At 70.2% G+C, this 12,622-nt stretch carries 9 protein-coding genes; 7 read left to right on the forward strand and 2 right to left on the reverse strand.

Annotation, left to right across the window (positions count from 1 at the left end):
• Nucleotides 1–3: 3 nt before the first annotated feature.
• Nucleotides 4–1,425, reverse strand: coding sequence for an aminotransferase-like domain-containing protein (locus ACFPZ3_RS22070; protein ID WP_379516080.1), 1,422 nt, complete (start codon nucleotides 1,423–1,425; stop codon nucleotides 4–6).
• Between the two features lie 60 nt (nucleotides 1,426–1,485).
• Between ACFPZ3_RS22070 and ACFPZ3_RS22075 the strand changes: the two genes are divergently transcribed.
• Nucleotides 1,486–2,658: a trans-sulfuration enzyme family protein gene (locus ACFPZ3_RS22075; protein WP_379516081.1), complete on the forward strand. Its 1,173-nt coding sequence runs from the start codon at nucleotides 1,486–1,488 to the stop codon at nucleotides 2,656–2,658.
• A gap of 9 nt (nucleotides 2,659–2,667) precedes the next feature.
• Nucleotides 2,668–3,585 (forward strand): serine/threonine dehydratase, encoded by a 918-nt coding sequence (locus ACFPZ3_RS22080; protein ID WP_379516082.1) that lies wholly within the window; start codon nucleotides 2,668–2,670, stop codon nucleotides 3,583–3,585.
• Between the two features lie 450 nt (nucleotides 3,586–4,035).
• Here the strand turns inward: ACFPZ3_RS22080 and panB are convergent, their stop codons facing one another.
• Nucleotides 4,036–4,866, reverse strand: coding sequence for a 3-methyl-2-oxobutanoate hydroxymethyltransferase (gene panB / locus ACFPZ3_RS22085; RefSeq protein ID WP_379516083.1), 831 nt, complete (start codon nucleotides 4,864–4,866; stop codon nucleotides 4,036–4,038).
• A 500-nt stretch (nucleotides 4,867–5,366) separates the two neighbouring features.
• Between panB and ACFPZ3_RS22090 the strand changes: the two genes are divergently transcribed.
• The 5 genes from ACFPZ3_RS22090 to ACFPZ3_RS22110 all read left to right on the forward strand — a co-directional run bounded on the left by ACFPZ3_RS22090 (nucleotide 5,367) and on the right by ACFPZ3_RS22110 (nucleotide 12,615).
• Nucleotides 5,367–6,611: an MFS transporter gene (locus ACFPZ3_RS22090; RefSeq protein WP_379516084.1), complete on the forward strand. Its 1,245-nt coding sequence runs from the start codon at nucleotides 5,367–5,369 to the stop codon at nucleotides 6,609–6,611.
• A 665-nt stretch (nucleotides 6,612–7,276) separates the two neighbouring features.
• Nucleotides 7,277–8,839, forward strand: coding sequence for an MFS transporter (locus tag ACFPZ3_RS22095; protein WP_379516085.1), 1,563 nt, complete (start codon nucleotides 7,277–7,279; stop codon nucleotides 8,837–8,839).
• A gap of 458 nt (nucleotides 8,840–9,297) precedes the next feature.
• Nucleotides 9,298–9,900 carry a TetR/AcrR family transcriptional regulator gene (locus ACFPZ3_RS22100; protein ID WP_379516086.1) on the forward strand — a complete coding sequence of 201 codons (603 nt, stop codon included), beginning with the start codon at nucleotides 9,298–9,300 and terminating at the stop codon, nucleotides 9,898–9,900.
• 256 nt (nucleotides 9,901–10,156) lie between these two features.
• Nucleotides 10,157–12,223: a right-handed parallel beta-helix repeat-containing protein gene (locus ACFPZ3_RS22105; protein WP_379516087.1), complete on the forward strand. Its 2,067-nt coding sequence runs from the start codon at nucleotides 10,157–10,159 to the stop codon at nucleotides 12,221–12,223.
• 29 nt (nucleotides 12,224–12,252) lie between these two features.
• Nucleotides 12,253–12,615, forward strand: a complete 363-nt coding sequence (locus tag ACFPZ3_RS22110) for a cupredoxin domain-containing protein (RefSeq protein ID WP_379516088.1) — start codon at nucleotides 12,253–12,255, stop codon at nucleotides 12,613–12,615.
• Nucleotides 12,616–12,622: the final 7 nt, after the last annotated feature.

Consider the following 12,622-nt stretch of genomic DNA (forward strand, 5'->3'; position numbering starts at 1 on the left):
CTTTCAGACGACGAGGGGGTGGCGGGAGACCGAGCGCCCCGCTCCGTCGTAGGAGGCCCAGGCCAGGGCCAGGTTGTTCACCGCTCGCGAAAGCTCGTCCTCGGGGAAGAGGTAGTGCAGCCGCATGCGGTCGGTGTGCCCGCCGAGCGGGTCGAAGGATCTGCCCGGCGGCACCGCGACCCCGTGTCTGAGCGCCACCTGGGCGAAGGAGTCGACGTCGCCGCGGGGGACGCGTACCCAGATGGTCTGGCCGCCGAGCGCGGGCTCGAACGTCCAGGACGGCAGGCGGGCCCGGAGTTCGGCGCAGAGGTGGTCGTGCCGGGCGCGGAGCGTGCGGACCTGCTCGGCTCGTATCTCCTCCAGGCGGCGCAGCAGCGCGACGGCGGCGTACTGGCTGAAGATCTCGCCCCCGAGGTCGTGCACCGCGCGCAGCCGGGCCAGCCGCGAGACCAGCGGCGCCGCCGCGCGGATCCAGCCCACCCGCAGCCCGCCCCAGATCAGCTTGCTCAGCGAGCCGACCGTGATCACCTGCTCGCCCCTGGCGTACCGGGCCAGCGGTGGCGGCGTCTCGCCGGAGAAGCACAACTCGGCGCGTACCTCGTCGTCGATCAGCGGCACGTCGTGCTCGACTGCCAGCGTGGCCAGCCGCCTGCGGGACGGGTTGTCCATGATGGCGCCGTCGGGGTTGCGGGCCGTGGGGACGAAATAGGCCAGCGCGGGACGTTCGCGCAGGTCCTCGATGCTCGCCGCGGGCCTGACGACCGCGGCCGCGTGCCGGAAGACCTCCAGCGAGCCCGGGTACGTCGGGGTCTCGGTCATCACCGTGTCCCCCGGCGTCACCAGCAGCCCGGTGAGCAGCGTGAGCGCCTGCTGGGCGCCCGTCGTCACGATGATCTCCTCCGGCGCCGTCGGCACGCCCCGCCCCGTGTAGTACGCGGCCAGCGCCACCCGTAGCTCCCGGTTCCCCGCCGGCTGGTAGCCCATTTCGCGCACGCCGGTCAGCCGCTCCCCGGCCTCGGCGTACGCCTCGAACAGCGCGGGCGGCGGGTCCTGCGGGGCGGCGCAGGTCAGGAGCGCCACGCCGTCCGGCGGGTGCAGGATGTGCTGCAGCAGCGGATTGGCGGGCACGCCGTCGGCCGTCCTCGTGGCGGGCAGGTCGAGCGCGGCCACCCTGGTGCCGCTGCCCTGGCGCCGCAGGACGCGGCCCTCCTGCTGGAGCAGGTCGTACGCGGCCACCACGGTGCCCCGCCCCACCGCCAGCCGCCTGGCCAGCACCCGGTCGGGCGGCAGCGGCTCGCCGGGCGGCAGCACGCCGTCGTCGACCAGCGCCCGCAGCCGGGCCGCGAGCAGCAGGTAGAGAGGCCCGCGGCCCGACGCCCACCGGCCCAGCAGATCGACCAGGTCGTCGAGATTGGTCCCATTCATGGACCAATTCTGCGGTATTGGCTCTGATGCCGGGCCTCTTTGAGGGGAATCCTTAACCATATGAACGATTTCCGGCCAGAAACCCGCGCTGTGCACGTGCCGCGGCCGTCCGTCGAGGGCAGCCGCCCGATCTCCATGCCCATCTACCAGACCTCCGGGTTCGTCTTCGACGACCCCGCCGTGATGGCCGAGTCGATGGGGCGTCCCGACGGGGCGTACGTGTACGGGCGCTACACCAACCCGACCGTGCGCTCGCTCGAACTGGCCGTGGCCGGGCTGGAGGGCGGCACGAACGCCATCGCCACCGGCTCCGGCATGGGCGCCATCAACACCGTGCTGCTCGGCCTGCTCAAGCCCGGCGACCACCTGGTGGCCCAGAGCTCCCTGTACGGGGGAACCGCCGCCATGCTCAACGAGCTGACCGGCCGGTTCGGCATCACCGTCACCCACGTGCCCGAGAACGACCCCGCCGCCCTGCGCGCCGCCGTACGGCCCGAGACGAAGCTCCTCTACCTGGAGACCATCAGCAACCCGATGACGCTCGTGGCCGACCTGCCCGGAATGTGCGCCGTGGCCAGGGAGCTCGGGATCCTGTCCGTGGTGGACAACACGTTCGCCACGCCCATGCTGGGCCGGCCGTTCGAGCACGGGGCGGACATCGTGCTGCACTCCACCACCAAGTACCTGTCGGGGCACACCGACGTCGTGGGCGGGATCGCGGTCTTCGCCGACGAGGCGCTCTACAAGAGGGTGTGGCACTTCGCGATCGAGCTGGGGGCCTCGGCCGACCCGTTCGCGGCCTGGCTCACGCTGCGCGGGCTCCAGACCCTGGCGCTGCGCATGGAACGCCACTGCTCCAACGCCCGCCACCTCGCCACCCGGCTCGCCGAGCACCCCGCCGTCGCGGCCGTGCACTGGCCGGGGCTCGCCACGCATCCCTCGTACGAGCTGGCGGGCAAGCTGCTGTCCGGGTTCGGCGGGGTGTTCTCGTTCGACCTGGCCGGCGGGCGGGCGGCGGGGGAGAAGTTCATGAGCTCCGTACGCCTCGCGCTGCTCGCCCCCTCGCTCGGCGGCGTCGAGACGCTCGTCCTGCACCCCGCCACCACCTCCCACCGCTCGCTCAGCCCCGACGAGCTGCGGCGCAGCGGCATCGGCGAGGGCACGGTGCGCGTCGCGGTCGGCATCGAGCACCCCGACGACCTGTGGGCCGACCTGGCCCAGGCGCTGGCATAGCCTCACATCATGAGTGCTGTGACGAACGAAGAGGTCAGGGCGGCCGCCGAGAGGATAGCCGGGCACGTGCTGCGCACGCCCGTCATGGAGGTCTCGCCCGGGTTGTGGCTGAAGCTGGAGCTGCTGCAGCACTCGGGGTCCTTCAAGGTACGCGGGGCGTTCAACCGCATGTTGTCCGCCGGTGAGCTGCCCGGCAGCGGGGTGATCGCCGCCAGTGGGGGCAACCACGGGCTGGCGGTGGCCTACGCGGCGCGGGCGCTGGGCGTGCGGGCCGAGATCTTCGTGCCCGAGGTGACCAGTCCCGTGAAGGTGGCCGGACTGAAGGCCCTGGGGGCGGACATCACGCAGACCGGCGCCATCTACTCCGAGGCCGCCGAGGCCGCCGCCAAGCGGGGCGCCGAGACCGGGGCCCTGCCCGTGCACGCCTACGACCAGGCCGAGGTGATCGCCGGGCAGGGGACCACCGGGCTGGAGCTCATGGAGCAGATCGGCGAGGTGGACACCGTGGTGGCGGCCGTCGGCGGGGGTGGGTTCGCGGCGGGCATCGCCGTGGGCGCCGTCGGCCCGCGCATCGTGGCCGTCGAACCCGAGCGGATCCCGACGTTGCGGGCGGCGCTCCAGGCGGGCGAGCCGGTGCCGGTGGAGGTCAGCGGGGTGGGGGCCGATGCGCTGGGCGCCACCAAGCTCGGCGGGCTGGCCTTCGGGATCCTGTCCGGGCCCCGGGTGGAGAGTGTGCTGGTGACGGACGAGGCGATCGTGGACGCTCGGCGTGAGCTCTGGGCTCGGTATCGGGTGGCGGCTGAGTACGCGGGCGCGGCCGCGTACGCGGCGGTGTTGTCGGGTGTTCTTCGGCCGGAGGTGGGGGAGCGGGTGGTTGTGGTGGTTTGTGGCTCGAACACCGACCCCGCCACCTTGGTCACCGGCTGACCTGGCATCTTGAGCGCCGGCTGGCCCTGGCACCTTGAGCGTCGGCTGGCGCCCGCGCCTTGAGCGTCGGCTGGCGCCCGGTCCCTGGTCACCGGCTGGCGCCTGCACTTTGAGCGTCGGCTGGTGCCCGCACTTGAGCGTCCGCTGGCGTCTGCATCTTGAGCGTCGGCTGGTGCCCGCGCCTTGCCCCGGCTGATACCGGCCCCTTGACCTGGCATCTTGAGCCCGCCTGATCTGGCACTTCGAGCTGGCTGACCCGGCGCCTTGACCTGGCACTTGAGGTCCGGCTGACCTGGCGCCTTTGAGCTGGCTGTAGCGGCGCCGTGAGCCCGGCTGGCGTGGAGTTTCGGTCCGGCGCCCCGGGCCTTCGGGGGCCGCCCGTCCGCCTGAGGTGTGGTGGCGGACGGGCGGCCCCCGCGCGCCCGATCAGCTGCCCGACTAGCTGCTCGGTTAGCTGTAGGTGTGCTCCGGCGCCGGGAACGCCCCGGATGTCACGTCATCGGCGAAGGCCCGTACGGCGCGATCCATCTCGCTGGCCAGATCCGCGTACTGCTTGACGAACTTGGCCGGGCGCGGCGTGAGCCCCATCAGGTCCTGCCACACCAGCACCTGCGCGTCCGTCGCCGCCCCGGCCCCGATGCCGATCGTCGGGATGGCCAGCGACGTCGTCACCCGCTGCGCCAGATCCGCCGGTACGCACTCCAGCACCACCGAGAACGCCCCGGCCCGCTCCAGGTCCTTGGCGTCCGACATGAGCTCGTCACCGGCCTGCCCGCGCCCCTGCACGCGGTAGCCGCCCATGACGTTCACCGACTGCGGCGTCAGCCCTAGGTGCGCCATGACCGGCACGCCCGCCGCGACCAGCGCCTCGACCTGCGGCAACACCCGGCGACCGCCCTCCAGCTTGACCGCGTGGGCGCCCGCCTCCTTCATGAAACGCACTGCCGACTCCAGCGCCTGCTGCGGAGAGGCCTGGTACGACCCGAACGGCAGGTCGGCGACCACCAGGGCACGCGAAGAACCGCGTACGACGGCCGCCGTCAGAGGCAGGAGATCGTCGACCGTGACGGGCAATGTGGAGTCGTAGCCGTAGACGACCATGGCCGCCGAGTCGCCCACCAGCAGGACCGGGATGCCCGCGGCGTCGAACACCTTGGCCGTCATCGCGTCGTAGGCGGTGACCATCGGCCACCGCTCTCCGCGCTCTTTGGCGGCGGTGAGGTCGCGGACGGTGACCCGGCGTCCGGACGTGCCGCCGTACAGGGTGGTTGAAGAGGACATGTGGTAACCCTCCAGAAAACGTCTCGAGGCGCCCCAGTGGCGTCCCCGGACTCCTTTCGATGATGTCACGCGCACTATGTCGTACGAAATGCATGACTTATCACGCACAGAGACCTACGGCGTGTCATGTACTGAAATCTGCGGCCCATGCCGACCTGCGGCCCATGCCGACCTGCGGCCCATGCCGACCTGCGGCCCATGCCGAGCTGCGGTCCGCGCCGAGCTGCGGTCCGCGCTGAGCTGCGGTCCGCGCCGAGCTGGGGTCCGCGCCGCATACGACGACTCGCGGTCTCTCACGCCGCGTGGAGAGGCGCAGGCTGGCAAACCGCCTGGATAGGCGTGGGCTGGCACGGGCCGTCGAGAGGCGTGAGCCGTCACGCGGCCGGGAGGTTTGCGGGCTGTCACGCGGCGGGGAGGCCTGCGGGCCTCCACGCTCGAAAACCAGTGGCGAAACTGTCGGTACCTCTTGCCAGAATCACCCGCGGAGGTAACGAAAAATCATGGCTCTCGACCCGTACCGACGACTGCTCAAGATCCCGGGCATCCCCACCCTGCTGTTGGTGGGGCTGCTGGCCAGAGTGCCGAACACGGCCACCGGCATGGCGCTGACCCTGCACGTGGCCGAGGTGATGAAGCTCGGATACGGCAAGGCCGGGATCATCGCGATGGCCAGCACGATCGGCATGGCGATCGGCTCTCCGCTGTCGGGAAGGTTAGTCGACAAGCACGGCCTGCGACCCGTGCTCATCGTCACCACGGTGGCGACGGCGGCGTTCTGGGCGTGCGCATGGGCGTTACCGTTCCCGGTCCTGGTCGTGGCGGCGGCGGTGGCGGGACTGCTGGCGCTGCCGGTCTTCAGCGTGACCAGGCAGTGTCTGGCCGCCATGGTCCCCGTCGATCAGCGGCGCAGCGGGTTCGCGCTCGACTCGATGCTGGTCGAGTTGTCGTACATGGCGGGTCCCGCGCTCGCCGTGGCGGGCATCACCACGCTCAGCAGCGGCGTCACGATGACGATCATCGGAGTCGGCATGTCGGTGGCCGGCGTGGCCCTGATCCTGCTCAACCCGCCCACCCGCTCGGTCGAGGAGGTCGAGGAGCAGGCGCCGCGGGTGCCCAGGCGTCAGTGGTTCACCCCGGCGTTCGTGGCGCTGCTCGGCACGGTGGCCGCGGCCACGTTCGTGCTCACCGCGAGCGAGCTGGCCCTGGTCGCCACCATGAACCACGCCGGCCAGACCGTATGGGTCGGGCTCGCGGTCGCCATCTGGTGCGTCTTCTCCCTGATCGGTGCTTTCGTGTACGGCGGCCTGTCCCGGGGCGCGTCACCCCTGGCCCTGATCGCCGCCATGGGCCTGCTGACGATTCCGGTCGGCCTGGTCGGGGGTAGCTGGCACTGGCTGGTCCTGGCCCTCCTGCCCGCCGGGCTGCTCTGCGCACCGTCCCTGTCGTCCACCGGCGACGTGCTCAGCCGCTGGGTGCCCAGCGGGGCCCGGGGCGAGGCGATGGGCCTCCAGAGCACGGCGCTCCTGGTCGGCGGCGCGGTGTCGGCTCCTATCGCGGGCGCCGTCATCGACGGGAGCGGGCCGGAGTGGGCGTTCGTGGTGGCAGGGCTGGTCGGGGTGGCCATGGTCCTGGTCGCCCTCCCGTTCTGGCGCCGCCGGCCGGTGGCCTCGGAGTTGGCGCCGTTCAAGATCGGCCCAGCCGTGACAACGGCCGGACCAGCGGTGACCGCACCTGCCCGGGAATGAGCGGGGGCTTTCCCGGTGCGCGAACGCCTCCTGAGATCGGGGCTCCGCCCTCGATGCAAGGGTTCCGTACGTTGAAACCTGGAGGCCGGAGGCTTGAGCCCAGAGGGCGAAGGCCATGGGCTTGCGCTGGGCCACGTGCTTGCTTGCAACGAGGGGGCACACCGGCTCAGGGGCACACCGGCTCAGGGCAGCGCCGGCTCAGGGGCCGCACTCGGCATCAGGGCACGCGGGCTCAGGGCACGCGGGCTCAGGGGCCGCACCTGTCTCAGGGCCGCACCGGCTCACTGCCACACAGGGTTAGGGCGTACCCGGCTCAGGGCCGCACCGGCTCAGGGCCGCACCGGTCTGGGGCGAGGGCCGGTCATCGGTCTGCGATGAAAGTCACGTCGCCTTGCAGGTCATTCGCGGACGGGGCCGTTCCACAAGAGCGGCTGCCGCTGGACCGCGGTCGTTGTGTTGTGGGTCACCGCGTTGGGGGGCGCGGTTGGTGTGGTGGGTCTGGTGAAGGGGGTCTGAGCTGGGGTTATGGGTCTCACCCTGCTTGTTGGGTGGGGGAGGGGGAGAGTTTACCTGGGGTTTACGAAACGGGACCGTTGCGTATCGGAATGACTTGCGATACGGTGACGTTGCGAAACTTAGACGTATCGAAATTAAGGAAAGTTTTCATGGACCCGAACACAGGACATCCACGCCGCTGGGGGATCCTCGGCGTACTGGTGTTCAGTCTGCTGGCGGTCGTGCTCGACAACACGATCCTCAACGTGGCGATGAAGACCATCGCGGACGAGACGGTCGGGTTGGGGGCCACCCAGAGCGAGCTGGAATGGGCGATCAACTCCTACACGCTCGTGTTCGCCGGGTTGCTGTTCACGTTCGGTGTGATCGGCGACCGGACCGGGCGAAAGCGCATGTTGTTCATCGGCATGGCGCTGTTCGGACTGGCCTCGCTCGCCAGCGCCTATGCCCAGGATCCGATGCAGCTGATCCTGGCCAGGGCCGCGATGGGGATCGGTGGCGCGGCGATCATGCCGGCGACGCTGGCGATCATCTCGAATGTCTTCCCGCCTGGTGAGCGAGGAAAGGCCATCGGCGTGTGGGCCGGTGGTGTGGGGCTCGCGGTGGCGATCGGGCCGATCACGGGCGGACTGCTGATCGAGCACTTCTGGTGGGGCTCGGTCTTCCTGGTCAACGTGCCGATCGTGGTGATCAGCATGATCCTCATCTCCACCATCGTGCCCGAGTCGCGCGACCCGAAGCCGTCCAGGCTGGACCCCGTCGGCGTGGTGCTGTCGATCATCGGTCTGGTGGCCATCGTGTACGGCATCATCCGCGGCGGCGAACTGGCCACCGTGGCCAGCGCGGAGGTGCTGGTGCCGACGTTGTTCGGGCTGGCGGTGCTGGCCGGGTTCGTGTGGTGGGAGCGGCGCATCGACCACCCGGTCTTCGACGTGCGCAGTTTCGCCAACGTACGCTTCAGCTCGGCCATCGGCATGATGGGCATCGTCTTCTTCGCGATGATGGGCGGGATGTTCTTCCTGACCTTCTACCTGCAGATCGTGCTGGGGTTCACGCCGATCCAGGCGGGCGCGCTGATGATCCCGTTCGCGGCGGCGCAGCTCATCTTCGCGCCGCTCAGCCAGCGGGTGAACGAGCGGTTCGGCGCCAAGCTGTCGGCCACCGTCAGCATGATCGTGGTGACGATGGCGCTGGGCAGCTACGCGCTCCTGGACCAGAACACGCCCATCGTGCTGATCGAAGTCATCTTCTTCGTCCAGGGCGCCGCGATGGCCAACATCATGCCGCCCGCGACCACCGCCATCATGGAGTCGCTGCCCAGGGAGAAGGCCGGTGTCGGCTCGGCCATGAGCAACACCATCCGGCAGGTGTCCGGCGCGCTCGGTGTGGCCGTACTCGGATCGGTGCTGTCGTCCAGCTATCGCGGCGAGATCGCGCCCGCGCTGGCCGAACTGCCCGCCGGCGCGCAGCACGCGGCCGGTGAGTCGATCATGGCGACCATGGGCGTCGTACAGGAGCTGGGTGCCAAGGGGCAGGCGCTGGTGCAGCCGGCGTTCAACGCCTTCATCGACGGCATGCACGTCACAGCGCTGGTGTCGGCGGTGATCGGGCTGCTCGGCATCGCCGTGGTGGCCGTGTGGATGCCCGGGAAGGCGCGCCCGGCCAAGCACGCTGAGCACAAGGAACCGGCGATGTCGTCCTCCGCTGGGTGAGGGCAGGAGGGTGACTCCGCCAGGTGGGACAAGACGGTGGCTACCCGGCCGGGGAACGACCACGGCGGTTCGGCCGGGTGAACCATCCCGGCGACTCGACCGGGAGAACGACGATGAGGGCTCGGTCGGGTGGCCTGGAGGGCGACTCGACCGGGCGAACGAAGGCGACGTGACGGCTCGGCCGGGTGACCGGCGTGGCGACTCGGCCGGGGCAATAGCTCAGCCGGGTGGCCTGGCGGTGGTTCGGTGGAGCGAGGGGGATGGTGGTTCGGCGGGGAAAGGGACGCGACGACTGGGCCGGGTGTGATGGATGAGACGGCTCGGGTGGGTAAAGGGCATGGCGATGGAGACGTACCGATCGTTACGGGGACAATATGGAGGGGGCGGGCGTGAACACGCGCTGCCTCCCAGCCCGGAAACACAGCGCGTCTGCGCTGGACATGTATGGTGAGGCCGCGATGTCGATCCAGGAAACAGGGACTGCCCGCCCGGCGGGCCGCCCGCGCAGCGAGAAGGCCGAGAAGGCGATCATCGAGGCGACCCTCGACCTGATCGGCGAGGGCATGGGAGTGTCCGAGCTGACCATCGAGGCGATCGCGTCGAGGGCTGGCGTCGGCAAGACGACGATCTACCGGCGCTGGTCCAACAAGGAGGACCTGGTCGTCGACGCCCTCGCCACGCTCAAGGCGCCCTTGCCGACCCTGACCGGCACGTCCGTTCGGGACGATTTGATCAGCCTGGTCGACGCGATGCGCAAGGAGACGGGCGAGCCCCGTGGCCGGTGCGTGATGAACATCGCGATGAGCGAGGCCGACCGCTATCCCCGGCTGATGGAGCGCTTCATCAAGCGTGCCGTCGAGCCTCGAAGGGAAGCGATGCGCGCGGTGATCGAGCGCGGCATCGCCACCGGCGAGCTCAGGCCCGATCTGGACGTCGACATGAGCCAGGCGTTGATCTCCGGTGCCATGCTCTGGCACACCAAGTGGGGACCCGCCGGAGAGCTCCCGGCTGACCTGGCCCAACGTGTCGTGGACGCGGTCCTGGCCGGACTGGCCCCCTGACGGTGTCTGGCCCCTGACGGTGACGGGCCCCCTGACGGTGACGGGCTCTCCCTGACGGGCCCGTTCGTTTGGGGAAGGGTCTGTGATGGGCGTTGTCGGTACGGGTTCGCGACGTCTTGAGATCGAATGTAGGCGTGGGTGGTTAGCATCCTGGGTACCCTGCGGAGGCGCACGGATGGCCGCCTCCGTGGGGTCCATTCATATCTGTACGATCATCGTCTAGGCAGAACGTGAGCCTTGTTCTAGTCTCGCGGCCATGCCCCCCATACGAAAAATCGCGATCGTCGTCATGCTCGCGACCGGGCTGCTGTTACCCGGCGGTGCCGCCCTGGCGCACGAGGAGCGGCCGGTCACGCTTCCTGACGGCACGGGTACGGTGCCTGTCCTGCGGATGGGCGAGCCCGATCTGCTGGTGTGTAAGACCGACAAAGCCGACTTCGAGCGTCGAATCGCGAATTTTCCGGCTGGGCTCAAAGCCCGCAACCTCGACCTTTTCGCGAAATGTCAGCGACAAGGGGCGCGACACGTACAGGAGGCCGTTGATCGGGTTGATCGGCCCGGAATGACGATCGCCATCCTGCCCGGACTCTACCGGGAGGAACCCAGCCAGACCGCCCCCACCGGCGACTGCGCCCAACTCCCCGCCCGCTGGTCGACCTGGGGCTACCAGATCCTCAGCTACGAACAGCAACTCCAGTGCCCGCACAACCAGAACCTCGTCGCCATCCTCGGCAAGCAGGACCTCCAGATCGAAGGCACCGGCGCAGGGCCGCTGGACGTCGTGATCGACGCCGAGTACCGCAAGCTCAACGCCATCCGCGCCGACCGGACCGACGGCGTCTACTTCAGGAACCTCACCGCGCAGCGCACCACGTTCAACTCCGTGTACGTCCTGGAGACCGACGGCTTCGTCATCGACCACGTACTGACGCGCTGGAACGACGAGTACGGCTTCCTCACCTTCGCCAGCGACCACGGCCTGTACACCGACTGCGAGGCGTACGGCAACGGCGACGGCGGCCTCTACCCCGGCAGCGCCTCCAACCTGAACGAGGGCAAGGGCCACACCGTCCCCCGGTACGCCATCGAGATCCGCCGCTGCAAGAGCCACGACAACGCGCTCGGCTACTCGGGCACCGCGGGCGACTCGCTCTGGGTGCACGACAACGAGTTCTACGACAACATGGTCGGCGCCACGATGGACAGCCTCTGGCCCTCCCACCCCGGCCTGCCGCAGAACCACGCCAAGTTCGAGAACAACAAGATCTACGACAACAACCGCGACTACTACCGGTACACCCGCGACGGCACCTGCGCCAAGCCCACGGCCGAGCGCGGGTACGAGCGGGGCGTGGTGTGCTCGCAGGTCGGCGTGCCGCCCGGGACCGGCGTGATCGTGGCGGGCGGCAACTACAACGTCTTCGCGAACAACCGGATCTGGGGGCACCGGCGGGCGGCGTTCCATCTCTTCGGCGTGCCGGCGTTCATCAGGGGTGAGAACGACCTGGCCAGGCAGGCCGACACCTCCGACTTCAACCGCTACGAGGGGAACGTGTTCGGCGTGGGTCCGTCGGGGGAGCGGCGGCCGAACGGGCTGGACGTGTGGTGGGACGGGCAGGGCACGGGCAACTGCTGGCAGGGGGACACGGGGGCGTCCACGCCCGTCGTGCTGCCGGTCTGCGCGGCGGCGGCGCCCGCGTTGTCCGGCGGCGCCAGCCGCGTGCTGGCCGAGCCGGTCAAGCTCACCAAGCTGTATCTGTGCGCCGACTTCAGCGCCTCCGAGGCCCGGCTGCCCGCCGGGTGCGACTGGTTCGGGGCGTCGGGGCCGGCGAAGGTGGAGGCTCAGCTCGCGCTGGGCGGGTCGTTGGTGCTGGGGCTGCTGGCGGGCCTGTTCTGGTGGCGGTCCCGCCGATACGCCCGCCGACACGGCGGCCTGCGGGCCGGCGGCGGGCATCGGCTGATCGTGGCCGGGACGGTGGCGGGGGCGCTCGGGCTGGTGCTCGACGTCGTGGCGGCGGTCGCGAGCAGTGCCATGCAGACCGGGGTGGCGCTGCTGCTCATGGGGGCGTGGTGGTTGTGCCTCGGGTGGGCACTGCGGGCCGGGCGGCCGGTGTTCGGCTGGTTCACGATCGTGGTGGGGGCGCTGGCCTGCGTGGACGCGTTCGATCGGCTGGTGTACCTGATTCCGGTCATCCCACTGGGGCCGGGATGGATTCGGGGGGTGGTGACCGGGTTCTGGGTGTTGTGCGCGGTCGTGGTGCTGGCGCCCAGACGCGGGCGGGCCGAGGTGGAGCGGACCGCCGAGGCCGAGGTCCCCGCGTGAGAGGGTGCCCGCGCCGGCGTGGTTCGTGCGTGGTGCTGGCGTGTGTGCTGCTGACCGGGTGCGGGCCGTTGTCGGAGACCCATCGGAATCCGGGGAACAGCCATCAGGTGGCGACGGGGGCGCCGAGCGGGCGGGCGAACGCGGAGATCACGATCGCGGGCGGCCGGGTCAGCCCGCCCCCCGGGTGGCTGGAGGTGGGCAAGGGCCGGCCGGTCACCATCACCGTCACCAGCGATGCGGCGGACGAGGTGCACGTCCACGGATACGACCTCACGGCCGAACTCCGGCCGGGGGTGCCCGCGACCCTGCGGTTCACGGCGGACCTGACCGGGGTGTTCGAGGTGGAGACGCACGGGAGCAAACTCGTCCTGACCCAGCTGGCGGTCCGATGACGGCGAG

It is taken from the genome of Nonomuraea insulae (assembly GCF_042656245.1).

Excerpts from the sequence above, each read along its gene's own strand:
- ACFPZ3_RS22070 (WP_379516080.1), bottom strand. The coding sequence starts at position 1,425 with ATGAATGGGACCAATCTCGACGACCTGGTCGATCTGCTGGGCCGGTGG.
- ACFPZ3_RS22075 (WP_379516081.1), top strand. The coding sequence starts at position 1,486 with ATGAACGATTTCCGGCCAGAAACCCGCGCTGTGCACGTGCCGCGGCCG.
- ACFPZ3_RS22080 (WP_379516082.1), top strand. The coding sequence starts at position 2,668 with ATGAGTGCTGTGACGAACGAAGAGGTCAGGGCGGCCGCCGAGAGGATA.
- panB (WP_379516083.1), bottom strand. The coding sequence starts at position 4,866 with ATGTCCTCTTCAACCACCCTGTACGGCGGCACGTCCGGACGCCGGGTC.
- ACFPZ3_RS22090 (WP_379516084.1), top strand. The coding sequence starts at position 5,367 with ATGGCTCTCGACCCGTACCGACGACTGCTCAAGATCCCGGGCATCCCC.
- ACFPZ3_RS22095 (WP_379516085.1), top strand. The coding sequence starts at position 7,277 with ATGGACCCGAACACAGGACATCCACGCCGCTGGGGGATCCTCGGCGTA.
- ACFPZ3_RS22100 (WP_379516086.1), top strand. The coding sequence starts at position 9,298 with ATGTCGATCCAGGAAACAGGGACTGCCCGCCCGGCGGGCCGCCCGCGC.
- ACFPZ3_RS22105 (WP_379516087.1), top strand. The coding sequence starts at position 10,157 with ATGCCCCCCATACGAAAAATCGCGATCGTCGTCATGCTCGCGACCGGG.